The sequence below is a fragment of the Nocardia sp. NPDC056564 genome (assembly GCF_042793755.1).
Taxonomy (GTDB): domain Bacteria; phylum Actinomycetota; class Actinomycetes; order Mycobacteriales; family Mycobacteriaceae; genus Nocardia.
Genome location: NZ_JBHTUR010000024.1, coordinates 54,684 through 79,383 on the forward strand (window position 1 = coordinate 54,684; position 24,700 = coordinate 79,383).

The 24,700-nt window shown below is 67.8% G+C and carries 25 protein-coding genes and 1 pseudogene; 12 read left to right on the plus strand and 14 right to left on the minus strand.

Annotation, left to right across the window (positions count from 1 at the left end; genetic code table 11):
- The first annotated feature begins 136 nt into the window (after positions 1–136).
- Positions 137–1,309: an arylsulfotransferase family protein gene (locus ACFQ9K_RS38960; RefSeq protein WP_378718237.1), complete on the plus strand. Its 1,173-nt coding sequence runs from the start codon at positions 137–139 to the stop codon at positions 1,307–1,309.
- Here the strand turns inward: ACFQ9K_RS38960 and ACFQ9K_RS38965 are convergent.
- A complete protein-coding gene (locus tag ACFQ9K_RS38965) occupies positions 1,285–1,776 on the minus strand; it encodes a hypothetical protein (protein ID WP_378718235.1) in 492 nt (163 codons plus the stop codon). The genes ACFQ9K_RS38960 and ACFQ9K_RS38965 overlap by 25 nt on opposite strands.
- 500 nt (positions 1,777–2,276) lie before the next feature.
- Here ACFQ9K_RS38965 and ACFQ9K_RS38970 point away from each other — a divergent pair, with 500 nt between their 5' ends.
- The 3 genes from ACFQ9K_RS38970 (at position 2,277) to ACFQ9K_RS38980 (ending at position 4,880) form a co-directional block, all read left to right on the plus strand.
- On the plus strand, positions 2,277–2,423 hold the full coding sequence (locus ACFQ9K_RS38970) for a hypothetical protein (RefSeq protein ID WP_378718234.1): 147 nt from the start codon (positions 2,277–2,279) through the stop codon (positions 2,421–2,423).
- A gap of 210 nt (positions 2,424–2,633) precedes the next feature.
- Entirely contained in the window at positions 2,634–3,341 is a 708-nt protein-coding gene (locus ACFQ9K_RS38975; protein ID WP_378718233.1) for a cupin domain-containing protein, read from the plus strand.
- 165 nt (positions 3,342–3,506) lie between these two features.
- Positions 3,507–4,880: a serine hydrolase domain-containing protein gene (locus ACFQ9K_RS38980; RefSeq protein WP_378718231.1), complete on the plus strand. Its 1,374-nt coding sequence runs from the start codon at positions 3,507–3,509 to the stop codon at positions 4,878–4,880.
- A 1-nt stretch (position 4,881) separates the two neighbouring features.
- Here ACFQ9K_RS38980 and ACFQ9K_RS38985 read toward each other — a convergent pair whose 3' ends face one another.
- Genes ACFQ9K_RS38985 through ACFQ9K_RS39005 form a run of 5 tightly spaced genes read right to left on the minus strand, consistent with a single transcriptional unit; the run spans position 4,882 to position 11,540 of the window.
- On the minus strand, positions 4,882–6,282 hold the full coding sequence (locus ACFQ9K_RS38985) for a DUF2252 domain-containing protein (RefSeq protein WP_378718230.1): 1,401 nt from the start codon (positions 6,280–6,282) through the stop codon (positions 4,882–4,884).
- Between the two features lie 59 nt (positions 6,283–6,341).
- Entirely contained in the window at positions 6,342–7,988 is a 1,647-nt protein-coding gene (locus ACFQ9K_RS38990; RefSeq protein ID WP_378718229.1) for a dipeptide ABC transporter ATP-binding protein, read from the minus strand.
- Positions 7,985–9,667 (minus strand): ABC transporter substrate-binding protein, encoded by a 1,683-nt coding sequence (locus tag ACFQ9K_RS38995; protein ID WP_378718228.1) that lies wholly within the window; start codon positions 9,665–9,667, stop codon positions 7,985–7,987. Before ACFQ9K_RS38995 ends, ACFQ9K_RS38990 begins: the two co-directional genes overlap by 4 nt.
- Positions 9,667–10,659, minus strand: a complete 993-nt coding sequence (locus tag ACFQ9K_RS39000) for an ABC transporter permease (RefSeq protein WP_378718227.1) — start codon at positions 10,657–10,659, stop codon at positions 9,667–9,669. Before ACFQ9K_RS39000 ends, ACFQ9K_RS38995 begins: the two co-directional genes overlap by 1 nt.
- Positions 10,660–10,670: 11 nt before the next feature.
- Positions 10,671–11,540 (minus strand): ABC transporter permease, encoded by an 870-nt coding sequence (locus ACFQ9K_RS39005; protein WP_378718226.1) that lies wholly within the window; start codon positions 11,538–11,540, stop codon positions 10,671–10,673.
- Between the two features lie 157 nt (positions 11,541–11,697).
- Between ACFQ9K_RS39005 and ACFQ9K_RS39010 the strand changes: the two genes are divergently transcribed.
- On the plus strand, positions 11,698–12,234 hold the full coding sequence (locus ACFQ9K_RS39010; RefSeq protein WP_378718225.1) for a MarR family winged helix-turn-helix transcriptional regulator: 537 nt from the start codon (positions 11,698–11,700) through the stop codon (positions 12,232–12,234).
- A gap of 6 nt (positions 12,235–12,240) precedes the next feature.
- Here ACFQ9K_RS39010 and ACFQ9K_RS39015 read toward each other — a convergent pair whose 3' ends face one another.
- On the minus strand, positions 12,241–12,735 hold the full coding sequence (locus ACFQ9K_RS39015) for a phosphoribosyltransferase (RefSeq protein ID WP_167462628.1): 495 nt from the start codon (positions 12,733–12,735) through the stop codon (positions 12,241–12,243).
- 147 nt (positions 12,736–12,882) lie between these two features.
- Here ACFQ9K_RS39015 and ACFQ9K_RS39020 point away from each other — a divergent pair, with 147 nt between their 5' ends.
- Positions 12,883–13,701 (plus strand): endo alpha-1,4 polygalactosaminidase, encoded by an 819-nt coding sequence (locus ACFQ9K_RS39020; protein ID WP_378718223.1) that lies wholly within the window; start codon positions 12,883–12,885, stop codon positions 13,699–13,701.
- A gap of 195 nt (positions 13,702–13,896) precedes the next feature.
- The gene (locus ACFQ9K_RS39025) at positions 13,897–14,250 is read left to right on the plus strand and encodes a hypothetical protein (protein WP_378718222.1); all 354 of its coding nucleotides are present in this window, start codon (positions 13,897–13,899) and stop codon (positions 14,248–14,250) included.
- A gap of 15 nt (positions 14,251–14,265) precedes the next feature.
- On the opposite strand, the gene ACFQ9K_RS39030 is transcribed toward ACFQ9K_RS39025, so the two are convergent.
- From ACFQ9K_RS39030 to ACFQ9K_RS39040, 3 genes are all read right to left on the minus strand, one after another.
- Positions 14,266–14,610, minus strand: a complete 345-nt coding sequence (locus ACFQ9K_RS39030; protein WP_378718220.1) for a hypothetical protein — start codon at positions 14,608–14,610, stop codon at positions 14,266–14,268.
- Between the two features lie 117 nt (positions 14,611–14,727).
- On the minus strand, positions 14,728–16,020 hold the full coding sequence (aspS, locus tag ACFQ9K_RS39035; protein ID WP_378718219.1) for an aspartate--tRNA(Asn) ligase: 1,293 nt from the start codon (positions 16,018–16,020) through the stop codon (positions 14,728–14,730).
- A 214-nt stretch (positions 16,021–16,234) separates the two neighbouring features.
- Positions 16,235–16,972 carry a DUF6882 domain-containing protein gene (locus ACFQ9K_RS39040; protein ID WP_378718217.1) on the minus strand — a complete coding sequence of 246 codons (738 nt, stop codon included), beginning with the start codon at positions 16,970–16,972 and terminating at the stop codon, positions 16,235–16,237.
- A gap of 179 nt (positions 16,973–17,151) precedes the next feature.
- Between ACFQ9K_RS39040 and ACFQ9K_RS39045 the strand changes: the two genes are divergently transcribed.
- From ACFQ9K_RS39045 to ACFQ9K_RS39055, 3 genes are all read left to right on the plus strand, one after another.
- The gene (locus ACFQ9K_RS39045) at positions 17,152–17,601 is read left to right on the plus strand and encodes a helix-turn-helix transcriptional regulator (RefSeq protein WP_378718216.1); all 450 of its coding nucleotides are present in this window, start codon (positions 17,152–17,154) and stop codon (positions 17,599–17,601) included.
- A gap of 5 nt (positions 17,602–17,606) precedes the next feature.
- Positions 17,607–18,017 carry a VOC family protein gene (locus ACFQ9K_RS39050; RefSeq protein ID WP_378718215.1) on the plus strand — a complete coding sequence of 137 codons (411 nt, stop codon included), beginning with the start codon at positions 17,607–17,609 and terminating at the stop codon, positions 18,015–18,017.
- Between the two features lie 107 nt (positions 18,018–18,124).
- Positions 18,125–20,509 (plus strand): ATP-binding cassette domain-containing protein, encoded by a 2,385-nt coding sequence (locus ACFQ9K_RS39055; protein ID WP_378718213.1) that lies wholly within the window; start codon positions 18,125–18,127, stop codon positions 20,507–20,509.
- Between the two features lie 16 nt (positions 20,510–20,525).
- Here the strand turns inward: ACFQ9K_RS39055 and ACFQ9K_RS39060 are convergent, their stop codons facing one another.
- From ACFQ9K_RS39060 to ACFQ9K_RS39070, 3 genes and pseudogenes are all read right to left on the minus strand, one after another.
- Positions 20,526–21,554, minus strand: coding sequence for a fused (3R)-hydroxyacyl-ACP dehydratase subunits HadA/HadB (locus ACFQ9K_RS39060; RefSeq protein ID WP_378718211.1), 1,029 nt, complete (start codon positions 21,552–21,554; stop codon positions 20,526–20,528).
- Positions 21,555–21,597: 43 nt separating this feature from the next.
- Positions 21,598–22,119 carry an SRPBCC family protein gene (locus tag ACFQ9K_RS39065; RefSeq protein ID WP_378984331.1) on the minus strand — a complete coding sequence of 174 codons (522 nt, stop codon included), beginning with the start codon at positions 22,117–22,119 and terminating at the stop codon, positions 21,598–21,600.
- Positions 22,102–22,623: pseudogene (locus tag ACFQ9K_RS39070) on the minus strand (YbhB/YbcL family Raf kinase inhibitor-like protein); the annotation flags it as partial. The pseudogene ACFQ9K_RS39070 and the gene ACFQ9K_RS39065, both read right to left, overlap by 18 nt.
- Positions 22,624–22,726: 103 nt before the next feature.
- On the opposite strand from ACFQ9K_RS39070, the gene ACFQ9K_RS39075 reads away from it, so the two are divergent.
- Both ACFQ9K_RS39075 and ACFQ9K_RS39080 read left to right on the plus strand, forming a co-directional pair.
- Positions 22,727–23,422: a GntR family transcriptional regulator gene (locus tag ACFQ9K_RS39075; protein WP_378718210.1), complete on the plus strand. Its 696-nt coding sequence runs from the start codon at positions 22,727–22,729 to the stop codon at positions 23,420–23,422.
- A 1-nt stretch (position 23,423) separates the two neighbouring features.
- Complete coding sequence (locus ACFQ9K_RS39080) at positions 23,424–24,152, plus strand: hypothetical protein (protein ID WP_378718209.1); 729 nt, start codon at positions 23,424–23,426, stop codon at positions 24,150–24,152.
- A gap of 68 nt (positions 24,153–24,220) precedes the next feature.
- On the opposite strand, the gene ACFQ9K_RS39085 is transcribed toward ACFQ9K_RS39080, so the two are convergent.
- On the minus strand, positions 24,221–24,427 hold the full coding sequence (locus ACFQ9K_RS39085; RefSeq protein ID WP_378721935.1) for a DUF397 domain-containing protein: 207 nt from the start codon (positions 24,425–24,427) through the stop codon (positions 24,221–24,223).
- Positions 24,428–24,700 lie beyond the last annotated feature (273 nt).

A 24,700-nucleotide genomic window follows, 5' to 3' on the forward strand; every position in this document is an offset into this window, starting at 1 on the left:
GCGGTAAAGTACATGGTTCACGCGATATTTGCCGCTCGCGGCCGGTGTCGCCCTTGCGCTGGATAAAACTGATCAATCGCACAGAGGCACCAGGAAGATGAGTCGTTTCGGGCCGGTTCGCTTCATTCTTATTGTGGTGGCCGCTGTTTCGCTGTTCGTGGGAGTGGCGATGCCCGCGGCGGCGAGCCTGCCGTTGCTGCCGACTCCGCCGATCGGGACGGCGTCCTACACGGTCGAGGTGGATCGATCGGGCAACGCCCCGGCGTACATCTTCTACACCGCCGGTGTGAGCGCGGCGGCGCTGGTCCCCGCGGTCGGTGCGGCACTTGCCGGGTTGCCGGGCGGTGCGCCCGCCAACGTGATCGCGGATCGCTCCGGCCGCGAGATCTGGCGCTACACACCACCTCCCGGCCTGGGGGTGGCGAACTTCCGTACCCAGACCTATCGGGGCCAACCGGTGCTGACCTGGTGGCAGGGCACGACCGTCGGCGGGCACGGCTCCGGCGTCGATTACCTCGCCGACGACCACTATCGGATCATCGCCACCGTCACGCCCGGTCCGGGGCTCAGTTCCGATGTACACGAATTCCGGCTCACCCCCGACGGCCGCGCCCTGATCACCGCGTACCGGGAGGTCGCCGCCGACCTCACCGCGATCGGTGGCCCGAGGGACGGCACGATGTTCGACTGCATCGCCTCGGTGGTCGACGTCGCGACGAACGAGGTGCTGTTCCAGTGGAGCGCCGCGGCGCACATCCCGCTGACCGACACCCTGGTGCCGGGTCTGCTCCCCGGCAACACGAGTTATGACCCCTACCATATGAATTCGATCGCGCTGGACCCGGCGGGCGACCTGGTCGTCTCCCTGCGCAACACCTCGGCGGTCTACGACATCGATATCCGGACCGGTGCGATCAACTGGCAACTCGGCGGCCAGAACTCCAGCTTCGAACTGGGGCCGGGCGTTCAGTTCGGCTTTCAGCACGACGCGGAATTCAGCGACCCGGCAACGCTGCGGCTGTTCGACAACAATTCCAGCGGGCCGAGCACGCTCGGTCCGTCCGGCGTGCAATGGATCCGTCTCGACCTCGACGCCCGGCGAGCGACGTTGGTACGCAACCAGACTCATCCCAGTGGGCTGGTCACCGTGGCGATGGGCAACGCGCAGGGCCTGCCGAACGGGAACACACTGGTCAGCTGGGGCGTCGTGCCACGCATTTCCGAGTTCTCCCCGGTCGGCGAACTGGTCTACGACGCGACCCTCCCGTTCGGCACCTACCGCGCCTACTCGGACCCGTGGACCCCATGATCTCGTGACGGCACCCGACCATCGGCACGTGCCGTCCGGAAGGCCTTGGGGCGCAGTCCGATTCCGGCCGCGATCAGGGCGATCGTGCCGCCCAGGCACAGCCAGGCGAAGAGGTCGCCGGTGAGCCGGTAGAGCGTCGTGGTGCCGTGGATCGGCACGTCCACGATCCACGGGTCGTGATCGACGGTGGTGTCCTTGGTGGCGTATGGCGTGTCCGCCACCGGGACCTTGCCGTCACCCGGGGTGTAGGTCTCCAGGCCCGGGATCGGGTGGGACTTCTGGTAGGTCCACAGGATCGCGCCGTCCGGTGCGAGGAAATGAGTCTCGTCACGGCCGTAGGGTGCGGTCGGCAGGTAGACGTGCACGGCGACGTTCAGATAGATCTGCTCCTGCCGGGCCAGGGTCTGCGCGGCGGCGAGGAAGCCGGCTCGCCCGGCACCGAGATTCTGGCCGCGTTCTCCGACCACAGCGCGATTTTCGCGCCCGCTCGGGCGGCCCGCCGGGTGCCGTCGAACAGGCCGTCGATGACCGCCGTCGATTCCCGCTCATCTGCGCAGCCATCGCCGTCATGCTCGGGTTGATCCCGGCGATGCGCACGGTCTGCGCGGTCGATACCGGGAAGAACGCCAAACGTGCGCTGCCGCCGACGATTACGACGCCGAGCACGGCCACGTAGACGCCGGGCGTGCGGGTGGCGCGCCACGACCGGGGACGCTCCCACAGATCGTTGACGACGGTGGCGAGTCCGCCGACGAGGAACCCGACCGAGTATGGGCCGGACGCCGAGATCATTTGCAGCAGAGCGGCATTCGTGTACTGGGTGTCGGCGAGCAGGCCGTAGACGGTGCCGAACGGGCCGAACACCCCGAGCAGGAACTCGCACGCCGCCAACGTCATCGGAAGCAACAGTAGGCGCGCGACCGTGCCCAGCCGCGGCGCGAGCAGCCGGTCCACCAGGTAGGGGAGCGTGAGCACGGTGCCGAAGGCCAGGCCGCCCAGCGCGGTCATCGCCGTCAGTGGAACGGCCACGTGCCACAGAAAGAACATCGCGGCCGCCACGCCGGCCAGCCAGACCGAGCCGCGGATTCCGGGCACCGCCGGTGCGGCGGCCTAACCCTGACGCTGCGGCCAGGTTGGTGCGACGGCGGGAAGGGTTGACACGCAAGGGATTTGCGGGCCGCGCGGCGTGTATGCGGGCAGTCATCGGCGGCGTGTGCGACTGTGGCGGGTGTCACCTGGCTGGGTGCGCGTGACCGGGTTAGCTTGAACTTTAGAGGTGCTAACTAAATCCGTGTGTGACTGATGCTTCGGGAGAGACGGCGACATGACTGACGACGTGAATGTGAAGCAGGACAACGACAATGGCGCGATCGGCCGCCGGGCACTGATCGGCACCGGTGTGGTCGCCGTGGGCGCGGCGGCACTGGGCGGCGGCCTGGTCGGGGCGGCGGCGGCGAGTCCCGCGGCGCCGGACGGGCTCGGGAACGAGGGCGCTGTGGACAGCAACCTCAACAACGCGCCGCATCTGTTCAAGCTGACGGCATCGGAACGTGCCATGCACGACGGCGGTTATCTGCAAGGCGCCAACGAAGACAATTTCCCGGTGTTGAAGGGGCAGAAGGGATCGGTGTACTTCGTCCATCTCGACGGCGGCGGTATCCGGGAGCCGCACTGGCATCCCTCGGCCTGGGAGCTGAACTTCATCATCGCGGGCCGGGCGAAGTGGTCCATTCTGGGGACGCATCCGGACGGCACCTACCACAACGACGTGTTCGAAGCCGGGCAGGGCGATCTGGTCTTCGCCCCGCAGGGATACTTCCACTACTTCGAAAATGCCAGCGCCGATACGCCTTTGGACGTGCTCGTCATGTTCAACACCAGCGCGGGTGAGCCCAACGACGACATCGGCATCGTCGGCACGCTCAACTCCCTGCCCAGGGAGGTCCTCGCCGCATCCTTCGGGATCCCGGTCTCCGCCTTCGCCGGCGTCCCCACCGAGATCAAGCCCGTGGTGATCACCCGCCATCGATGACCCGATGCCCGCCTCCGCCGTCGAGTGACGGTGGAGGCGGGCGGATTCGGGCCTGCGCCGACCGGCCACACCAGGGTATCGCCGGGCCCGGCGATACCCTGGGGACGACGTAGGCGGGCCATGGTGGCGGTACGCGTTGCCGGGTGAGTGAAGGGAAGTCACGCAATGCTGTTGCCCTCGACCGAGCGGGCGTTGTTGCATCGGGTCGCCGTCGAGCAGGCGGAATACCGCGTGCCGTCGCTCATCGCCGCGGTGGTGCGCGAGGGCGCGCTCGTGTGGTCCGGCGCCAGAGGCCGCGTCGACGGGCACCTTCCGACGACCGATACGCAGTACCGCATCGGCTCGATCACCAAGTCGATGGTGGCCACCGTGGTGCTACGACTGCGCGACGAGGGCAAGCTCGACCTGGCTGATCCGGTGGCCAAGCATGTGCCCGGCGCACCGCTGGGAGACCGGACGGTCGCTCAGCTCCTCTCGCACACCGCGGGCCTGCGCGCGGAGTCGCCCGGCGAATGGTGGGAGCGCACCGCGGGCGGCGACTGGGCCGAACTGGCCGACAGCCTGGACGGCGACGCGGACAGCCGGGCGCTGGTGCACCGCGCGGGCCGGCGGTTCCACTATTCGAACGTCGGCTTCGCCGCGCTCGGCGAGTTGGTCGCCCGGCTGCGCGGGCACAGCTGGTTCGCCGCGCTGCACGCCGAAGTGCTTGTCCCGCTGGGCATGACGCGCACCACGGTGTCGCCCGCGCCGCCGCACGCCACCGGGTGCGCGGTGCATCCCTGGGCGGACGTCGTGCTCGCCGAACCCGCACACGACCACGGCGCGATGGGCGCGGCCGGTCAGCTGTGGTCCACGGTGCAGGACCTCGCCCGCTGGGCGGCGTTCGTCGGCGGCGACACCGGCGACGTGCTCGCGGCCGACACCCTGGCGGAGATGCGGGACCCCGCCACGGTCGACGACGGCGACGAGTGGAGTATGGGATACGGGCTCGGCTTCCAGCTGCGGCGCCACCGGGGCCGCCGGTTGGCCGGGCACAGCGGCGCCATGCCCGGCTTCATCGCCAATGTGTGGGCCGACCCCAAAGATCGCACCGGCGTGCTGTTCCTGTCCAACACCACCTACGGCGGCATCCGGGGCAAGCTGGACCTCGCGCTGCTGGACATCCTGGCCGAGCACGAACCGGCGTTGCCCGAGGAATGGCTGCCCGCGCCCGCCGTGGACCCGAACCTGTTGGCGCTCACCGGAACCTGGTACTGGGGCACCGCCTCGATCGCGCTGCGCCTGCGCGCCGACGGCCTGCTCCAGCTCGAGGCGCTCGCGCACGGCGGCAGGCAGTCCCGGTTCCGCTCCGAACCCGACGGCTCCTGGACCGGCCTGGACGGCTACTACGCCGGCGAACGCCTGCGCTTCGGGCGCGGCCAGGACGGTACGGCAACGCGCCTGGAACTGGTGAGCTATGTATTCACCCGCGCGCCCTACGCGCCCGCCGACCCCATCCCCGGCGGCGTCGACCCGGCGGGCTGGCGAGGCCGGGACTGAATCACCAGCCGCGCTCCGCGGCCCGCACCTCGCCGGACTCGATCGCCGCTACCAGCGCGGCGTGATCGGTATGCGTCTGCGCCGCGTACGCGCGGGCGAAATCGAGAATCCCGGCGGTGAAGGCCGCGCCCTTCCCGATGTACGCCTCGATCGCCTCGGGTTCGCCGCTGCGAGCGTGTGACTTGGCCAGCGCCGAACCGCACGTCTCGGCGAACTGCGGTAGGTAGCCCGCGATCTGACTACCGCTGGGGATGATCTTCATGTCGCGGAATTGTCTTGTGTAGTAATCGATTCCGTCTACGCGGACCGAGCCGAGAAAGATGTCGCTTGCGGACTGCATCAACCGCTGGCCGACGCAGACCCGCTCGCCGTGGTTGCCGAACTCGCTCGGGCCGAGGAACTCCGCATAAACCGAGGCGGTGGCCTGCTTCATCTGGAAGAAGACCAGCTCGCCGCTGTCGCCCTCCATGAGATGCAGGTAGACCCGCATTCCGACGCTGCCCACCCCGACCACCTGCTGGACCGTGTCCAGCCGGGAGAAGCGAGCGACGAGCCGGATCAGGTGGGGCGGGATCGACGCCAGATAGGTGTCGAAGATCTGCTCGTACATCCGGATCTCGTCCACATCGGTGAGCTCGACGTGGCGGCGTTTGATCGGATCATCGGCAATGCGCCGCTGCCCGTTCACTACGGTGACCAGCTGGCGCGCCGTCCCCTCCTGCGAGCGCGTCTTGCTCTGCTTGCCGATCGTCCGTTTGGCGTGTTTGGCGAACTGGGAGTCCAAGCGCCGCAACGGAACATCCGCGGTGATCCGGTCGTACCACACGTCCAATTCGCCCGATCGGGCATAGCGGCGCATCGCCGTGCGATAACCATCGACGGCCGCTGCCGCCGCCGCGTCCGCCGTCGACGCCGCGATCCCCTCGGTGGCCGCGAGCACGTACACGCTCGTGCAGAGCCGCTCGAGGTCCCACTCGAACGGACCGGGCAGGGTCTCGTCGAAATCCCGAGCGTCGAACAGCAATTGCCGCTCCGGCGACGCCCACAACCCGAAATTGAGAATGTGCGCGTCCCCGCACATCTGCACCATCAAGCCGGAATGCGCGCGCGCCGCCAGATCCGCGGCCATCACCGCCGCCGCGCCGCGCAGATACGCCCACGGTGACGAGCTCATCCTGGCGTAGCGCAACGGCAGCAACTCGGCGTCGCGCACCGCCTCCTGGGCGCGCAACCGGCCGAGCGCCGACATCGAACGACCGCTCGGATCCCAGTCACCCGCCGACCGCCGCGGCGCGCGGGCCCTGGCCGCGCGGCCCGCCTCGCGATCCCGGCTGACCGCGGGCATTGCCCGGACGCGCGCCGACGCGGGCGCGATCGCGGTGTCGGAAAGTTCTGTGCTCATCGTGTTCCCTTCCTGATCGGTCCGGGAGATAACGAGATCAGACAACTGACAGCAAATCATCAATCGAGCGAGTTGACCAGCAGACCCGGTTGCGTGCGCGCCCACAGCTCGCGCCGACGCAGCTGAGCCTCTGGATCGGCCACCGGCACCGCCAGCAACAGGCGCCGGGTGTAGGCCGAGCAGGGTTCGGTGAGCACCTGTGGGGTGGGACCCTGTTCGACGATGGCGCCGTCGCGCAGGACCACCACGTGGTCGGCGAGTTGCTGGACGATCGCGAAATCGTGGGTGATGAACACCGCCGCGAAGCCGAGTTTCGATTGCAGCCGCCGGATCAGCGCCAGCACCGACGCTTGAACGGCCGCGTCCAGGGCGCTGGTCGGCTCGTCCAGCACGAGCACATCGGGTTGCACGGCCAGCGCGCGGGCGATGGCCACCCGCTGGCGCTGTCCGCCGGAGAGCTGGCGCGGGTAGCGCGCGATCAGGCCTCGGTCGAGCGATACCTCGTCGAGCAGCTCCTCGACGCGTTCGCGCCGTCGCTCATCGTCGAGCTCGGTGTGCACGCGCAACGGCAGTTCGATCGATTGCCGCACCGTGTGCTGCGGATTCAACGACGACATCGGATCTTGGAACACCACGCCGAGCTGTTTGCCGAGTGCGCGGCGGCTTCGCTTGCGTAGCACCGCGATCGACTCACCGTTCAGGGCGACCCGGCCCGCCGCGGGGGTGACCAGCCCGCACAACGCGCGCCCCAGCGTCGACTTCCCGGCACCGGACTCGCCGACGAGGGCCACGATCTGATGTTCGCGGACAACCAGATTCGCCTCCCGCAAGGCGGTGAACCTGGCACCGGCCTTACGGTAGTCGACGGTCAGATTTTCCACCTCGATGACCGGCTTCGCCTGTTCGGCAGCCGAATTCGGCACCGGCGCCGCCAGCTGCAGCACCGCCGCGAGCAGCGTTTTCGTATAGTCCTGCCGCGGGGCGGTGAGTACCTGCGCGGCCGGCCCCGATTCGACCGGGCTGCCGTCGCGCAGCACGACGACATCGTCGGCCAGATCGGCGACCACGCCCATGTCGTGCGTGATCAGCACCAGGGCGATGTCGTTGTCCTGCTGCAACTCTCGAAACAGCTGGAGCACCTCGGCCTGCACATTCGCGTCGAGCGCGGTGGTCGGTTCGTCGGCGATGATCAGTTGGGGCGCCCGGGATATCGCCATCGCGATCATGGCGCGCTGCAACTGCCCGCCGGAGATCTCGTGCGGATAGCTGGCCGCCACCCGCGCCGGATCGCCGATCTTGACGCGTTCGAACAGCTCCAGCACCAGCGAATCCGCCTGCCGCTTGGAATACGCGCGATCGGTGCGGATCACCTCGCGCAGCTGCGCACCGATCCGATACACCGGGTCGAACGCGGCCGCCGGATCCTGGAACACCACCCCGATCTCGCTCCTGCGTATCTGCCGCAGCGCTTCGGGCCGCATCCCGAACAAGCTCTTGCCGGACAGGGCCACGGTGCCGGTCGTGGTCGAACCCGGCGGCAGCAGGCCGAGCACCGACAGCGCGGTGAGCGACTTGCCGGAACCGGATTCACCAACCAGCGCAAGGGTTTTGCCGCGTTCGACGGTGAAACCGAGGTCGCGCACGATGGTCCGGCCGTCGATCGCTATACCGAGATCGCGGACGGCCAGAACCGGCGGCGGTGTCATTGCGCGAGCGAGACTTTGAAGTACACCGGGTAGGCGGGGAACGGCGGCAGGTAGAAGTTGCGGACGTCGCTGCCGAAGATGAACGTGTTCACCGAGTTGACCAGCGGCACGTTCGCGGCGTCGCCGGTGACGATCCGGTCGACCTCGAGCCACAGTTCACCCGCCCGCTTCGGGTCGACCTCCGCGGTCGCCCTTTCGATCAGGTCGTCGACCCGCGGATTGCTGTAGCGGGAGACGTTGAAGCCGCCGTTGCCGATCTCCGAGGTGCCGAAGCTGGGCTGCAGCATCGACGCCGCGCTCGGGAAGTCGGCCTGCCAACTGGCCAGGGCCAGGTCGTAGCCGGACCCGTCCTTGTGCTGGGTGATGTCGTCGTAGCTGGCGTTGTCGAGGGCCTGGATGGTGACCCGGATACCCGCCCGCCGCAGCCCGGCTTCGATGGCCTGACCGCCCGCGGAATTGGTCGCGTCGTTCTTGGTCACCAGCACCAGGTCGATGCCGTCGGGGTGTCCCGATTCGGCGAGCAGTTGCTTCGCCTTCGCCACGTCACCGGTCGGCTGGGTCGGGAAGGCGTCGAACTTCTGGTAGCCGGGGATGGCCGGCGGGATGTTGGTGGTCGCGTAGTCGCCGCGGGACTCCCCGCCGAGCGAGGTGCGGAACGCCTGCTTGTCCGTCGCGTAGACGATGGCCTGCCGGACCTTCGGATCGTTGAGCGGCGCCTTGCTCACGTTGAGCTGCAACTGATAGAGCGATCCGCCGCCGGCCTCGGCGATCCGGTTCTTCGCCGACGGGTTCGACCGGATCAGCGGCAGCTGCGAGGCGGGCACGAACGAGGCGGAGAACGCGGACCTGGCCGTGCCGGTGTCGGCGATCAGCTCCTGGCTGATCGTCGTCTGCTGCATCCCGAGCTGGAAGATCACCCGATCGGGACCGGCCGTGCGCGCGGTGTCGGTCTTCGGATCCCAGTTCGGGTTGCGCACCAGGACAACCTCGGACGCCTTGTCGAATTTCTCCACCTGGTACGGACCCGAGGCGACCGGTGACTGGAAGTACGTGGCCGGGTTGTCCTTCGCCTTGGGCACCGGCGTGAACGCGGGTTGGGAAGCGATCCAGGGGAAATCGCCGAACGGCTTGTTGAGGTGGAAGATCAGCGTCTTCGCGTCGGGGGTCTCGATGGAGTCGAGCGACTTGCCGTTGTACGGGCCGTCATACGCCTCGCCGCCCTGGAGCAGCGTGCGGTGGTAGGTGAAGCCGCCGGACAGCAACGGCGCGAACGACCGTTCCAGGCCGTATTTGATATCCGCCGAGGTGATCGGCGAACCGTCCTGGAATTTCAGGTCGTCCTTGAGCGTGTACTTCCAGGTGCGCCCGCCGTCGGCGGTGGTTCCGGTATCGGTGGCGAGATCCGGGATCGGCGTCATCGCTTTGCCGGGTTCGGCCTGCCAGGTGGTGAGCCGGCGCGCGATGAGACTGAGCGAGGTGATGGCCAGGTTCGTCGACTTGGCCGGGTCGAAATTGAAGTCGGTGTTCGACGACAGGATCCGCAGCGTCCCGCCCTTCTGCGGCGGCACGGATTGCGTGCTGTTCCCGGCGCCGTCGGTCGGATTGGCATTGCAGGACGTCACCGAGAGCGCGACCGCCAGCGCGGCGGCGGCGAGTGCCGTCTTGGACTGTTTCTTCATCACTTCACCCTGGGATCGAGCAGTCCGAGAACCGCGTCTACGAGGAAATTGGCGATCAGAACGATCGCGGCGGAGAAGATGGTGACCCCGACGATGACCGGGAGGTCGATGGTGTGGACCGCATCGATGAGCAGCCGGCCCAGGCCGGGCATCCCGAAGACCTGTTCGGTGATGACCGCCCCGCCCAGCAGCGCGCCGAGGTCGACCGCGAACAAGGTCAGGATCGGCGCGAGAATGTTGCGCACCGCGTGACCGAAGACGACCCGCCGCTCGGCCAGGCCGTTGGCCCGCGCGGTGCGAATGAAGTCCTCACGGAAGATCTCGATCAGCTGATTGCGCGAAATGCGTGCGTACATCGCGGCATTCACCAGGGCGAGCACGACCCAGGGCGCGACCAGGTGCCAGGCCCACTGGACCACACCCGAACTCAGCGGCACGTAGCCGCTCACCGGAATGACGTTGAGCGTGAACCCGAACAGCAGCACCACGAGCAGACCGAGCAGATACGTCGGGGTCGACAATCCGAGCGCGGCCAACGAGGTGACGACCCGATCGGTCGGCTTACCCGGTCGCCGGGCCGCGACCAATCCGGCGCCGACACCGAGGATCAGCCACAGCACCCCGGCGCCGATCGCGATGGACAGCGTGATCGGGAAGCGCTCGAAGATCAGCGACGCGACCGACTCGTTCTGCTGGAAGGAATAGCCGAAACACGGTGCGGCGCACTGGATCGTCGCCAGCCCCGACCCGTAGCTGCGACCGGCGACGACGCCGCCGACGAAGTCGAAGAACTGCTGATACCACGGATGATCGAGGCCCATGTACAGCTGCGCCTTGAGCAGATTGTCCGGGGTACAGGGCTTTCCGCAGGCGAGCTGCGCCGGATCGGCGGGCAGCAGGTAGAACACCGCGTAGGTCAGGAACGCGACGATGAGCAGGACACCGAGCGAGACCAGCAGCTTCACTGCCGACGACGAGAGCCGACGGCGCACGATCGTCCACCTCATGCCGCGTTGAACGCATTCCGTAGACCGTCGCCGACCAGGTTGAACCCCAATGTCAGCAGGACCAGGGCGATTCCGGGAAAGATCAGGAACCACGGGTCTGTCTGCACCCAGGCCACCGCGTCACCGATCGACCGGCCCCACGACGGTGTCGGCGCGGGCACACCCACGCCGAGGAACGACAGCGAGGCCTCGGTCGCGATGAGCCCCGGCATGCTCGTGGTGGCGAAAACCACTACCAGAGCGCGCAGATTCGGCAGCACCTCGCGCACCAAGGCGTGCAGCGGCGAAACCCCGATCACCAGCGCGGCCCGGACGAAATTCCGGTTGCGCAGCGACAAGGCCTGCGCCCGAATCACTCTCGCCATGCCGGGCCACCCGAAGATGCCCACGATGAACACCACCAGCACCGGGCGCGGGAAGGTGGCGGGCAGCACCGCGCTGAGCGCGATCATGAACAGCAGCGACGGAAAGCCGAAGAGCACATTGATCGCACCGGACAGGATCCGATCCACCCAGCCGCCGGCGAACCCGGCGGTAACGCCGATCACGAGGCCGAGCAGTGTCGAGATCGCCAGCGCGCCGAGCGCGATGAACAGCGAGGTCCGAGTACCGGCGACGATGACCGCCAACAGATCTCGACCGGTCAACGGCTCGACGCCTAACGGGTGCGCGGCGCTCGCGCCGCCGAACCGGCCGGACGGCACGCTCTGCGCGTCGAGGGTCTCGGCATGGAATGTGTACGGATCGATGTCGAGGAGATCGTTGATCAGCGGCGCGAACGCCGCGACCACGACGAAGAAGACGACCACGACAAGGCCGAATGTGCTCCAGCGATCGCTCGAGAACCGGTACCAACGCGACCGCAACTAACCCCCCAATTCATCGGATGTCCGGGTCACTGTAGACAAGGGGCAGGGGGCGATCCACTGATTGCGTCAGCGAGATCGTAATCGGCCGGAACCGGCGCGTGCACAGCGGAATAGCCCATGAGCAGCGGCAAACTCGCTGGCGTAAGGTGATTGAATGCCCGAAGTAGCGCATCCCAGTTCCGCGGTGCGTGTCGAACCGGCCGCAGCGCCGGGCACCACCGCAACCGCCGGGGATTCCGATCACGACCTGCTGTCGCTGTCGAACCAGCTGTGTTTCGCCCTGTACTCCACCTCGCGCTCGATGACCGCCGCCTACCGGCCGTTCCTCGAGGCCATGGAGATCACCTACCCGCAGTACCTGGCCCTGCTGGCGCTGTGGGAACGGCCCGGGATGACGATGAAGGAGCTCGGCGAGCAACTGTGCCTGGACTACGGCACCGTCTCGCCGCTGATCCAGCGACTACAGTCGCACGGTTTCGTGGAGAGCGTGCGCAGCGCGCACGACCGCCGCTCGGTCGAACTGCGCGCGACCGAAGCGGGTCTGGCCCTGCAGCGTCAGGCGAAGGAGATGATCGAGTCGGTGATGGACTCGGTCGGCTACCCGCTCGACGACCTCATCGCCCTGCGCGATCAGGTCAACGCGCTCGGCGAGCGCCTCGACGCGGTCGCCGTCGCGCGCAAGGAGCACTGAGCGCGGTTACGCGTCGAGCACCTTGACCTGTCGCTGCACCACCGGCGGCTCGGTGGACCAGGGGAAGTTGATCCAGCGGTCGGTGTGCTTCCACACGTATTCGCAGTCGACCTCCGAGCGCGGCTTCTGGTAGATCACCGCGCAGCGGACCTCGGCGACGTGGTCCTCGCAGAAGTCGCGGACCAGCTTGAGCGTGGCGCCGGTGTCGGCCACGTCGTCGGCGACCAGCACGGTCGCCCCGGCCAGGTCGACCGCCTGCGGCACCGGCGGCAACATGACCGGCAGGTCCAGGCGCTGGTCGATGCCGGTGTAGAACTCGACGTTCATCACGTGCAGGTTCTTCACGTCCAGCGCGTAGCCGAGCGCGCCCGCCACGAACAATCCGCCGCGGGCGATGGACAGGATCAGATCGGGCTCGAACCCGTCGTCCGCGATCGTGGTCGCCAACTCCCGACTCGCCGAACCGAACAGATCCCAGGTCAGCACTTCCCGATCCGCCATGGATGCTCCCTCTTCCTCGTCACGACTGCGCACCGAGCATACGAGTTGCCACGTTGTGGCCGGCGGCACGGTGACGGCGTCGGGTCGTCCGGTGAACAGTAAGAACTTCATCGAACGGGCCGGACGATCCGGTTCTACTGTGCGGGCATGGTTTTCGCACGAGCCTCGCGCCGCCGGCTGCGCACGACCGTCTTCGCCGCCGTCGCGACCGTCGCCGCGGCGTGCTCCTTCGGAACCGCCATGGCGGACCCGGGTCCGTGGTGGCATCCGGAGCGGGGCCTCACCTGGCAGTGGCAGCTGCACGGCGAGCCGGTCGACACCTCGATCAACGCCCAGGTCTATGACATCGACCTGTTCGAGAATCCGGCCGCGACCGTGAAAACCCTGCACGATCGGGGACGCAAGGTGATCTGCTATCTGTCGGGCGGTTCGTGGGAGCCGTATCGGCCGGACGCGGGCGATTTTCCGGACAGCGTGAAGAGCGGTCCGGTCCCGGAGTGGGACGACGAGCGCTGGCTCGACATCAAACAGATCGACGTGCTGAAGCCGCTGATGGCGAAGCGGATGGATCTGTGCAAGCAGAAGGGATTCGACGGCGTCGAGCCGGACTGGGCGGATCTGCACCGGCAGAACACCGGCGATCTGAAGATCTCCGCGGCCGATCAGCTGGCGTACAACCGCATGCTGGCCGGTCTCGCGCACGATCGCGGCCTGGCCATCGGATTGAAGAACGACCTGGACCAGGTGTCCACGCTGGCCGGGCTGTTCGATTTCTCGGTCAACGAACAGTGCTTCGAGGAGCGGGCCAGCTGCGACAAGCTGACGCCGTTCCTCGCCGCGGGCAAGCCGGTATTCCACGCGGAGTACACGCTGAAGCTCACCGAGTTCTGCGCGGACTCGGCTCGGCTCGGCCTGTCGTCGATCCGGAAGCACCGCGAACTCGACGCCTGGCGGGAAACCTGCTGATTGCCCGACTTCGACAAACCGCGTTTCTCCGGTAATTGCGGATAAACGTCGCCGCCTTTTGCGGAGTTTCGGTCCGGCTTTTCGGCGGTCGATGATTCGCCCGCGACACCCGCTGGAAATCGGACAACGCGTCGCGCTATTCCGCTACGGTTCGCGCTATCGCCTGGAACGACACCGTACAGAATGGGGATTGTCATGCGCTTTCGCCCGGCCCGGATCGTCACCCTCGCAATCTTGTTCATCGCGGCGGCGGCCGGTCTGACCGCTCTCGCCTCGGCCGCCACCGCCGAGGAGCAGTGGACCTACATCTGCGACTCCATCGAGGAGCCGGAGGAGGTCGGCGCGAAGGGATCGGGGAATTGCCAGGCGAGCAACGGCGCACCGGACGCCGGTCCGATCAAGCAGAAATTCAAGCTGCATCAGCGCGGCGTGCAGCCGAAGCCGGACGTCGTCGCGGTCTGCGAAGGCGAATCCAAGAGCGCCTTCGGCGAGGCGTCGCTGCCGGCCCGGGTCGACGGATTCGGTTGCTACGTCTACGAAACGCGCTGATCGGCCGGCTCGCGTCTACTTCGCGCCCGACCTGAATTTCTGCATCGCGGACAATCCGGCGGCGGACAGGTCGGGCCACGGCGGGCGGCGGAATACCGCGAGGGTCGCGATCACCGCCGCCGCCAGCCCGATGAACTCGGCGAACAGCCCCAAGCGCGTGTGGTCGACCGCCGCCTCCCAGGACACCTTGCCGTCGTTGATGACGAAGATGCCGAGGGGCGACGGCGCGAACGGGCCGCCGCCGAGCCGGGTGACGGTGATGACGGTGGACCCGTCGGCGGTTTCGTAGGGCTCGCCGAACACCTGGGTGCCGCGGCCGCCTGGCTCGAGCCGTCGCACGGACCTGCCGATGATCGTCATCTTCCCCACTCTCGCCGTGACCCGGTAATCGCTGGCCACCACCGTACCGCCAGTGTCTCGACGGGGACATCCCAGCGGCGAAACCCGAGGTGCGCCACGGGATGTCCCGTTCGAGGTTCAGGGGCTGAGGCGGTGCACGTCGCGGGGGAACAGCGTTGCCTGGCGGATGTTGTCGGCCCCGATCAGGCGGCTGACCCAGCGCTCCAGGCCGATGGCGAAGCCGCCGTGCGGGGGCATGCCGTGCCGCATGGCCTCGAGGTAGGGGGCGTATTCGGCGGGGTCGTCACCGCGGGCCGCCAGCGCCTCGAGGTAGTCCGCGTGGTTGTGCAACCGCTGGCCGCCGGTGACCAGTTCCAGGCCGCGGAAGAGCAGGTCGAAGGAGTTCGTCCAGCGCGGGTCGTTCGGCTGGGGATGGGTGTAGAACGGCCGCTTGATCGCCGGATATCCCTCTACCGCAAGGAAATCCGAGTCGAACCGCGATTTCGCCCAGGCGCCGAGACAGCGTTCGTGCTCGGGTGCGAGGTCGGGTTCGTCCGGTGCCGCGCCGACCAGTTCGAGGGCTTCGCGGAAGTGAATGACCGGGATCCGCTCGGGCACGCGCGGCAGCTCGGCGCCCACGGTTCGCACCGCGTCCCCGGCCTTTTCGCCGATCGCGCCCACCATCGCGGCGAGCACGTCGCGCAGCCGGGCGAGTACGTCGCGGTGGTCGCGGATGAAACCGAATTCGACGTCGAGAGAGACGTATTCGGCGAGGTGCCGGGCGGTGTCGTGCGGTTCGGCGCGAAACACCGGACCTACCTCGTAGACCCGTTCGAAGACGCCGGTGAGCATCTGCTTGTACAGCTGCGGCGACTGCGCGAGATAGGCCGTCGAGCCGAAGTAGTCCAGCGCGAACACATTTGCGCCGGACTCGGTCGATCTCCCGACGATCTTCGGCGTGGTCACCTCGGTGAATCCGGCACCGTCGAGGTGCAGGCGGAAGCCGGACATCGACGCGGCCGCGATCTGCCACACCGCCTGCCGGGTGGGGTGGCGCCAGGTGATCGCCGCATGGTCGAGCGCGGTCGGCAGGGTGACGCCGAGGCTCGGCCGCCACAGCTCGACCGGCGGCGGCTCGGCGGGGGCGCCGAGCGGGCACACTGCCGGGTCGACGATCTCGATTCCGCCGGGCGCCTTGGCGTTTTGCGCCGCCGTCCCGGTCACGCGCACCACCGTCTCCTCCGGTAGCCCCGAAATCTGTTCGCGGACTTGCGGATCGGTGGCGACCACCTGCGCGAAGCCGGAACGGTCGCGCAGCACGACGAATGTGACGTGCGCCAGCTGCCTGCGCCGGTGTATCCATCCCTCGATGGTCACCGGTTCGCTTCGTGGCCGGGTGGCCGGCAGGGCCGAACACAGAATGCGTGGCATCGGTTTCACCTCCTGGTTGCTGTCCCCGGGAGGTGTGGGCGATCGGGTCCGTCGCGGTGCCACCACACCTTCGCAGCGTGCTGCTCGCTGCCTCTGGCTGGTCGAATGTCGTCGTCGGTGACCGGCCGACGCGGCTCGGAGTTCGTCACGCTCGTCAGCGCCGCGGGTCCGAGCTTAGCCGGTCCGGTCGCCTGCGCCAGCGATTAACCGCCGGCTAGCCGATATCGGCGGCGCCGCGCGACGACGTCATCCCGGTGACGTGACCGTTCGCGTTGAACGCGATGACGACCTGAACGCCGGGGCTGGTCATGCGCAGCTTCGACCCGTCCTGGTTGAATCTCGGGTCCAGTCCCCGCTGCATGGCGTAGCTGTGCAGCACGCGCCGGTGGTCGGGCACGCCGAGCTCGAGCGCCCAATCGAGCACCCGCCGGACCCTGGGCAGTTCCGGGGCGGGCAGCGCCAGATCGGGATGCTCGATCAGCACCGCGAGCCGGGTGCCGCCGCCGACATCGCAGCTGTACCAGGTCCAGCTGCCGGACACCGCCTTGGCCAGCTCGCCCATCAGCCAGGTGACCCGGCTCGGCTCGGTCGGTGACCCGGGCAGCCGCGCGAACGGCACCTCGGCCGTGTGCAACGCTGAAATCCCATGCCGGAGACCGTAATCGCGTACCGAGCGGGCGAGTTCGGTCAGCTCCGGCGGATACCAATCGTTGTTCGCCCAGCTCCACAGCCAGCTCTGCGGTCCGGGCGCCGCCGTGCCGAGAACGTGAAACCGCGTACACACCAGCGGATGGTCACCGAAGAACTCGAACCGCGGCGGTTCATAATTGACCTGCCATCGATGCTCACCGAGGACCTGGACACAGTGATCCTGATGTTCGAACGACATCAATGCGGCATCATCGAGTAGCTGTTCGAGCGTTGGTGATTCATGGTCGAGATTAGCGGTCACGACCGTCGATCCTGTCCTATCGAAGGACGCTGTGCATCCCCACAGAATTAAGGTCCATTAAGTTCTCGCCGCACGGGTAGCGCGAAACTCGCCGGTAATTCGGAGCGGCGACCGCGAGAATGCATATGCCGGGCGTTCCGCGCTGGGCAATTCCGACCCGGCATGGCACCATCGGACCCATGACCAGCAGTTCCGCCGACGCGTCGCACCTGCGCGACCTCGCGCGGCTGCGCCGGGTCCGCGATCGGATCGACCGGGAGTACGCGCAACCGCTCGACGTCGAGGCGTTGGCCCGCGACGCGCACATGTCCGCCGGTCACCTCAGCAGGCAGTTCAAGCTCGCCTACGGCGAGGCACCCTACAGCTATCTGATGACCCGGCGGATCGAGCGCGCGATGGCCCTGCTGCGCCGCGGCGATCTGAGCGTCACCGAGGTCTGTTTCGCGGTCGGCTGCTCGTCCCTCGGCACGTTCAGCACCCGCTTCACCGAGCTGGTCGGGGTGCCGCCGAGCGCCTATAAGCGCGACGCCGCGGCGGCGACCGCGGGGATGCCGTCCTGCGTGGCCAAACAGGTCACCAGACCGATCAGGAATCGAGAAGCGCAGCAGGCCGCGCCGGAATTAGCCTGATCAGCATGACGATCACCATTCACGCGAGCTTCCTCCCGCAGAACGACCCGGACGCCGCCATCGCGTTCTACCGCGACCTGATCGGCTTCGAGGTCCGCAACGACGTCGGCTACAACGGGCTGCGCTGGATCACCGTCGGCCCCGCCGATCAGCCCGGCATCTCCATCGTCCTGTTCCCGCCGTCGGCCACCCCCGGCCTCACCGACGACGAGCGCCGCACGGTGGACGAGATGATGGCCAAGGGCACCTACGGCAGCATCGTGCTGGCAACCAAGGACCTCGACGGCTCCTTCGAGCGGTTGCAGGCCGCCGCCGCCGAGGTGGTCCAGGAACCGACCGACCAGCCGTACGGGGTGCGTGACTGCGCGTTCCGCGATCCGGCAGGCAACATGGTCCGGATTCAGCAGCTGAGCTGAGCCGGCGTACCGGTTTGCCATGTACGTTCAGCCCTACCGCGCCGAGCACGGCGCCGTTCGTCCGAACCCTGCCTGACAGCACCGATCACCGGTTGGATGGAGACACCATGACCACTACTGCCGACAGTCACGATCTGATCCGCGTGCACGGTGCGCGGGTGAACAACCTGCGCGATGTCAGCATCGAGATCCCGAAGCGCAGGCTGACCGTGTTCACCGGCGTCTCCGGCTCGGGCAAGAGTTCGCTGGTGTTCAGCACCATCGCCGCGGAGTCGCAGCGGCTGATCAACGAGACCTACAGCTCGTTCGTGCAGGGCTTCATGCCGACGCAGGCCCGGCCCGAGGTGGATGTGCTCGAGGGGCTGACCACGGTGATCACCGTCGATCAGCAGCGCATGGGCTCCGATCCGCGCTCCACGGTCGGTACCGCGACCGACGCGCACGCGATGCTGCGCATCCTGTTCAGCCGGCTCGGCAAGCCGCATATCGGCTCGCCGCAGGCGTACTCGTTCAATGTCGCGTCGATCAGCGGTGCGGGCGCGGTGAGCATCGAGCGGGCAGGCCGGACCGTGCGGGAGCGCCGCAGCTTCAAGATCACCGGCGGCATGTGCCCGCGCTGCGAGGGGCGCGGCTCGGTGTCCGACATCGACCTCACTCAGCTCTACGACGACTCCAAATCCCTGACCGAGGGCGCGTTCACCATTCCCGGCTGGAAATCCGACAGCTTCTGGACCGTGCGGGTGTATGCCGAGTCCGGCTTCGTCGACCCGGACAAGCCGATCCGCAAGTACACCAAGAAGGAACTCAACGACTTCCTCTACAAGGAGCCGGTGAAGGTCAAGGTCGACGGCGTCAATCTCACCTACGAGGGGTTGATCCCGAAGATCCAGAAGTCGTTCCTGGCCAAGGACCGGGAGTCGATGCAGCCGCACATCCGCGCGTTCGTCGACCGCGCGGTCACCTTCGCCACCTGTCCGGACTGCGACGGCACCCGGCTCAGCGCGGAGGCGAGATCGTCGAAGATCAAGCGCAAGAACATCGCCGACCTGTGCTCGATGGAGATCCGCGATCTGGCGGAATGGGTGCGCGCGCTGGACGAACCGTCGGTCAAGCCGCTGCTCGATTCGCTGGTGCACACCCTGGATTCGTTCGTGGAAATCGGGCTCGGATACCTCGCGCTGGAACGCCCCTCGGGCACGCTGTCCGGCGGTGAAGCGCAGCGGGTCAAGATGATTCGGCATCTCGGGTCGGCGCTCACCGATGTCACCTATGTGTTCGACGAGCCGACCATCGGGCTGCATCCGCACGACATCCAGCGGATGAACGAGCTGCTGTTGCAGTTGCGGGACAAGGGAAACACGGTGCTCGTGGTCGAGCACAAGCCGGAGACGATCGCGATCGCCGACCATGTCGTGGATCTGGGCCCCGGTGCCGGATCCGGCGGCGGCACGGTCTGTTTCGAAGGCACGGTCGAGGGGCTGCGGGCCAGTGGAACGATCACCGGCCGCCATTTCGACGACCGGGCGACGCTCAAGGAAACGGTGCGTGAGCCCAAGGGCGCGTTGGAGATTCGGGGCGCGACGGCGAACAACCTGCAGAACGTCGACGTCGATATCCCGCTCGGGGTGCTCTGCGTGATCACCGGTGTCGCCGGGTCCGGCAAGAGTTCGCTGGTGCATCGGTCGGTGCCCGTCGCGGCGGGCGTGATCGCGGTCGATCAGACGCCGATCCGCGGCTCCCGGCGGAGCAATCCGGCGACCTACACCGGACTGCTCGAACCGATCCGCAAGGCGTTCGCGAAGGCGAACGACGTGAAGCCCGCGCTGTTCAGCTCCAATTCCGAAGGCGCGTGCCCGAATTGCAACGGAGCGGGGGTCATCTACACCGATCTGGGCATGATGGCGGGCACCGCGAGCACCTGCGAGGTGTGTGACGGCAAGCGGTTCGACGCCTCGGTGCTGGACTATCACCTCGGGGGTCGCGACATCAGCGAGGTGCTCGCCATGTCGGTGACCGAAGCCGCGGAATTCTTCGAGGCGGGGGAGGCGCGCATCCCGGCCGCGCACGCCATCCTCGAGCGGCTCGTCGATGTCGGCCTGGGATATCTCACCATCGGCCAGCCGCTGACCACGCTGTCCGGCGGCGAGCGGCAGCGGCTGAAGCTGGCCACGCACATGGGCGACAAGGGCGGGGTCTACGTGCTCGACGAGCCGACCACCGGCCTGCACCTCGCCGACGTGGAAAACCTGCTGGCCCTGCTGGATCGGCTGGTGGAGTCCGGCAAGTCGGTGATCGTCATCGAGCACCATCAGGCCGTGATGGCGCACGCCGACTGGATCATCGATCTCGGGCCCGGCGCGGGGCACGACGGCGGCAAGATCGTCTTCGAGGGCACCCCGGCCGAACTCGTCGCCGACCGGTCCACCCGCACCGGCGAGCACCTCGCGCAGTACGTCGGCGCGCCGAAAAAGCCCGCGCGGGCGCGTAAGTAGGCCGACCGATCGCCGGTCAGGCCAGGCGGACGTCGGCCGTGGCGAGGCCGAAGACCTTGCGGCCCGCCGACTTCGCCACGATCACGACGACGGCGGTCCTGGTCTCCGGGTCCAGCGACTTGATCCGGCCGCTGAATTCCACACTGCCGGAAGAGCGCGCGTCGATGACGGTGTAGTTGGACAGCCGGACGCCGTACCTGAGCACCGCGCCGGGATCGCCGAGCCAGCCGGTGACGAAGCCGGCGCCGAGGCCCATGGTGAGCATGCCGTGGGCGATCACGTCGGGGAGTCCGGTGAGCGCGGCGACGTCGTCGTGCCAGTGGATCGGGTTGACGTCGCCGGCCACGCCGGCGTAGTTGACCAGGTCGCCCCGCGTGAGTTGGGTTACCCGCGTGGGGAGTTCGTCGCCGACGGCCAGATCCTCGAAGCGGATCGCGGTGTGCGGGACACGCGTCCGGGCGACCTCGGACCGGATCGGATCGGTCACCGCGGCCGGTTCCGATTCGACCGGCTGCTCGGCGGCCGTTGCCCTGGAGGGCATTTCGACGCCGTGCATGATCACGCGCTCGATCGCCTCGCCGATGCCTGCGGCGACGTCCGCGCCGGTGACGCCCGCGATGGTCGTGTGCATGACCTGCACGACCCTGCCGGTCCGGTCGGTGAAGGTGTTCTTGACGGTGAGCAGATCATTGCCCGCCACCCTGCGCACCGCGGCGAGTTCGACGTCGCTGATCAGCCGGTCGCCGGTGACCACCGGCTGATACATCTCGAAAACCTGGTCGGTCTGGACGAATACGTCGTAACCGGTGATGACGTTCTCCAGCAGCCTGCGGTTGGCCAGCATCGCGGGGATCGAGACGAACGTGGTGGGCGCGACCAGGCCGGGGTAGCCGAGTTCGGCGGCCGCGTCCTCGCTCCAGTGCACCGGATGGAAATCCTGTACCGCGCGGGCGTATTCGCGGATCTTCTCCCGGCCCACCTCGTAGTAGTCGTCGGCTCGGTAGTGATGGCCGACCAGGGCGGCCACATCGAATGTTGCTTCCATCAAGCCGCTCCTCGCGTTGGATTCCCCGGCATCGTAATCGGCGTCATGCGGCGGCGCGGCGGCGGACGGTGCGCTCGAGGATGCCGAGGGTGGCCTTGAGGGCCGATTCCGGGACCACCGGGAAAGTGAGGCGCTTGCGCCACTTCTCGTCGATCTCGGACCAGTCGTAGTAGGACGTGACCAGGGTGCCGCCCTCGGCCGGCCGCAGCCGGTAGCCGTAGATATGGCGGACCGGCGGGCGGATCTGCCCCTCGACGGTCCAGGCGATCTCCTGATTCGCGGTGAACTCGGTGATGACGACCTCGACGTCGTACTTGCCGAGCGGGAAGTCGCCCAGGGCTTCTCGGTCCATGTGGACCAGGAACCGGTCGCCGGCCCGGGTGACCGGTTCGCCTTCCGCTTCGAGGAGCATGCCCGACGCGTCGATCTCCACGTGGCCGTTCGGGTCGGTCAGGACCGCGAAGATCGCGTCGGGGGCGGCCGGGATGAGCCGGGAGACCTCGACCCGATCGGTGTCCGGCGCGGAAACCTCGCCCTCCGGAAGCGTTTCCGCCGTCGCGATCAGGACCGCGCGGCCGAGGGTGTGGCCGGACATGGTGAAGCCGAGGACGGCCGGGGTCGCGTCGGCGGGGACGCCGATGGCGTCGACGTCGAGCGCGTGCACCACGACGAAGTAGCGGTGCTTGCCGTGCCCGGCCGGCGGGGCCGCGCCCAGAAAGCGTGCGGTGCGAGCGTCATTGAGGATCTGATATGCGCCTTCGGGCAAGCCCGACCCGGTGTCGTCACCCGCACCCTCGGGCAATTCGGTGACGGTGGCGGGAATGTCGGCGACCGCCCAGTGCCAGAACCCGGACCCGGTGGGGGCGTCCGGATCGTAGACGGTGACGGCGAAGCTCTTCGTCCCCTCCGGTGCGCCGCTCCAGGACAGATGCGGGGAGGCGTCCTTCCCGCCGGGGGCGCCGGCCGAGTACTGCTCGGGTGGCCAGGCGCCGCCGTCGGTGACGGTGTTGCTGGTGACGGTGAAGGTGGCTGCCTCGGGTAGGCGAGCGAAGGGGTTGTTGGCGCTCATCGCGTGGTTCCTCTCAGGCCGTGCGTGGAGATCGACGGTGTGGCCGTCCAATCGACCATAGCACTGATAATCGATTATCCGCCAGATCGTCTATACTCGGACCATGACCCGGACGGCTGATGCCTCGACCTCGTCGGGGAAACGGATGCTCAGTGAGCAGGTCTACCTGCGCCTGCGGGACGCGATCATGCACGGGGAGTACGCACCCGGCGCCGCGCTCAAACCGCAGGACCTCGCCAGGGAGCAGGGCGTGAGTCTCGCCGTCGTGCGGGAGGCGCTGGTGCGGGTGGTCGGTGAGGGGCTCGCCGATCGGCTGCCCAACCGCGGCTTCGCCGTCCCGGCGTTCTCCGATCGGCGCTGGCAGGAGATCGCGGAGGCGCGGCGGACCATCGAACCGGCGATGGTGCGGATGTCCATCGAGCGCGGCGACATCGAGTGGGAGGCGCGCGTGCGTGCCGCCCATCATAGGCTGGCGCGCACGCCGCCGTTCGAGCCGGACGGCGGCGAGTTCTACAGCGACGAATGGGCCGAGGCGCATCGCGTCTTCCACCGCACGCTGTTGGACGGATGCGGCAATCCGTTCCTGCTGGAGACCTTCGATCGAATGTGGACCGCGAGCGAACTGGCCCGTCGCTGGTCCGGACAGCGCAATCCCGGTCGGGACGGAGCCGTGGAGCACCGCAGGCTGGAGGAGACGGCACTGGCCCGCGACGCCGACGCGGCGGCCGAGACCCTGACCCACCACCTCACCCTGACCGCCGCCGGACTGACCGTCCCCGCACCCGCACAGGAGACCTGAGGTGCGGCGGTTCTGGATCGAGTTCGACCTGGACGGCTCGTATTGCGCATGGCCACCCCTGGCGCAGGGAGTTGGGGTCACCGGGTACGACGCCCGGGATTGCTTGACCCTGGTCGCCGCCATCGTCCGCGATGGACCGTTGCCACCGGTACGCCGGATAACCGTCGATATCTCACTGGCCGAACCGCTTCCGGTGAATCCGCCTCATCTCGGCGTCCCGGTCTGGCGCGGCGTCTGGTATCCCGCCGATAATCTCAGCGCCGGGCCGACCCTGCGCTCGGTCGGCCGAACCGGCGAGCACTTCGACTTTCCGGCACCGATCTCGGCACCCCCGCGCCGACCGCGAGCCAGCGAAACCCTTGGCGCGCAGACGACCTGGTGGGACGAGATCCCGCACATCCGCGGCCTGCTCTGGCCCCTGGTCCAGCTGCATTCCGCCCGGTACTGTGCCTCGATGCCGATGGCCGCCCCGGTGATCCGCGACACCGTCGCCCGAGATTCGGCGTACGCGACGATGCTGCGCGATGCCCTCGACTTCATGATCGCGTGGCACCCGACGCCCGACGAATGGTCCGACCCCACCGGCATCCGGTTCGACGACCAGCAAGAGTTGGACGACTATCTGCAAGCCTTCCGTGACTACCTCTTCGGCGGCCGGGCCGATCCGATCTACCCGGCCGGCCGAAATCATCCGCCACCCGAAATCCGAGCTGACCGCCCCGGCACGTGAGCGGTGTACGCGGAGGTCGAGCCCGATTCGATCGGGAATCGGGCTCGACGACTGGCTGTGGGGTGGAGCTACGCGCGGTCGAACTCGCCGTCGGCTATCCGTGTGGTGAACGCGTCCCAGGCCTCGGGGGCGAACACCAGGGCCGGTCCGGTGGGGTTCTTCGAGTCCCGGACACCGACCGCGCCACCTTCGATGAAGGCAACCTCCACGCAATCCTTGGAGGCACCACTGCGACGGCTCTTGAACCACTGCGCGCCGGACAGGTCTACGTTCACGGGCATACTCCTTTGTGATCCTGAGAATGAGAGCGCGGCTGTTGCCGCGTCCACGATAGCCACACACCATCGAGCCGAGCCACGATACGACCCGATCCCGCCCCGGCGCCACTCATGGAATTCCGCCGAGTTCAACGCCGTGGCGTCCCGCTCCGGTCGTGTTGGTGCCCGCTTTGCGCGTTTTACGAATAACGCCTTCCGGCCTGCCCTACCTGGTGCCGTTCAAGAGGTTTCGCAATTCCGCCGCCGATCACCGGCGGTGGATTCGCGACC

Excerpts from the sequence above, each read along its gene's own strand:
- ACFQ9K_RS38975 (WP_378718233.1), top strand. The coding sequence starts at position 2,634 with ATGACTGACGACGTGAATGTGAAGCAGGACAACGACAATGGCGCGATC.
- ACFQ9K_RS38980 (WP_378718231.1), top strand. The coding sequence starts at position 3,507 with ATGCTGTTGCCCTCGACCGAGCGGGCGTTGTTGCATCGGGTCGCCGTC.
- ACFQ9K_RS38985 (WP_378718230.1), bottom strand. The coding sequence starts at position 6,282 with ATGAGCACAGAACTTTCCGACACCGCGATCGCGCCCGCGTCGGCGCGC.
- ACFQ9K_RS38990 (WP_378718229.1), bottom strand. The coding sequence starts at position 7,988 with ATGACACCGCCGCCGGTTCTGGCCGTCCGCGATCTCGGTATAGCGATC.
- ACFQ9K_RS38995 (WP_378718228.1), bottom strand. The coding sequence starts at position 9,667 with ATGAAGAAACAGTCCAAGACGGCACTCGCCGCCGCCGCGCTGGCGGTC.
- ACFQ9K_RS39010 (WP_378718225.1), top strand. The coding sequence starts at position 11,698 with ATGCCCGAAGTAGCGCATCCCAGTTCCGCGGTGCGTGTCGAACCGGCC.
- ACFQ9K_RS39015 (WP_167462628.1), bottom strand. The coding sequence starts at position 12,735 with ATGGCGGATCGGGAAGTGCTGACCTGGGATCTGTTCGGTTCGGCGAGT.
- ACFQ9K_RS39020 (WP_378718223.1), top strand. The coding sequence starts at position 12,883 with ATGGTTTTCGCACGAGCCTCGCGCCGCCGGCTGCGCACGACCGTCTTC.
- ACFQ9K_RS39025 (WP_378718222.1), top strand. The coding sequence starts at position 13,897 with ATGCGCTTTCGCCCGGCCCGGATCGTCACCCTCGCAATCTTGTTCATC.
- ACFQ9K_RS39030 (WP_378718220.1), bottom strand. The coding sequence starts at position 14,610 with ATGACGATCATCGGCAGGTCCGTGCGACGGCTCGAGCCAGGCGGCCGC.
- aspS (WP_378718219.1), bottom strand. The coding sequence starts at position 16,020 with ATGCCACGCATTCTGTGTTCGGCCCTGCCGGCCACCCGGCCACGAAGC.
- ACFQ9K_RS39045 (WP_378718216.1), top strand. The coding sequence starts at position 17,152 with ATGACCAGCAGTTCCGCCGACGCGTCGCACCTGCGCGACCTCGCGCGG.
- ACFQ9K_RS39050 (WP_378718215.1), top strand. The coding sequence starts at position 17,607 with ATGACGATCACCATTCACGCGAGCTTCCTCCCGCAGAACGACCCGGAC.
- ACFQ9K_RS39055 (WP_378718213.1), top strand. The coding sequence starts at position 18,125 with ATGACCACTACTGCCGACAGTCACGATCTGATCCGCGTGCACGGTGCG.
- ACFQ9K_RS39060 (WP_378718211.1), bottom strand. The coding sequence starts at position 21,554 with ATGGAAGCAACATTCGATGTGGCCGCCCTGGTCGGCCATCACTACCGA.
- ACFQ9K_RS39075 (WP_378718210.1), top strand. The coding sequence starts at position 22,727 with ATGACCCGGACGGCTGATGCCTCGACCTCGTCGGGGAAACGGATGCTC.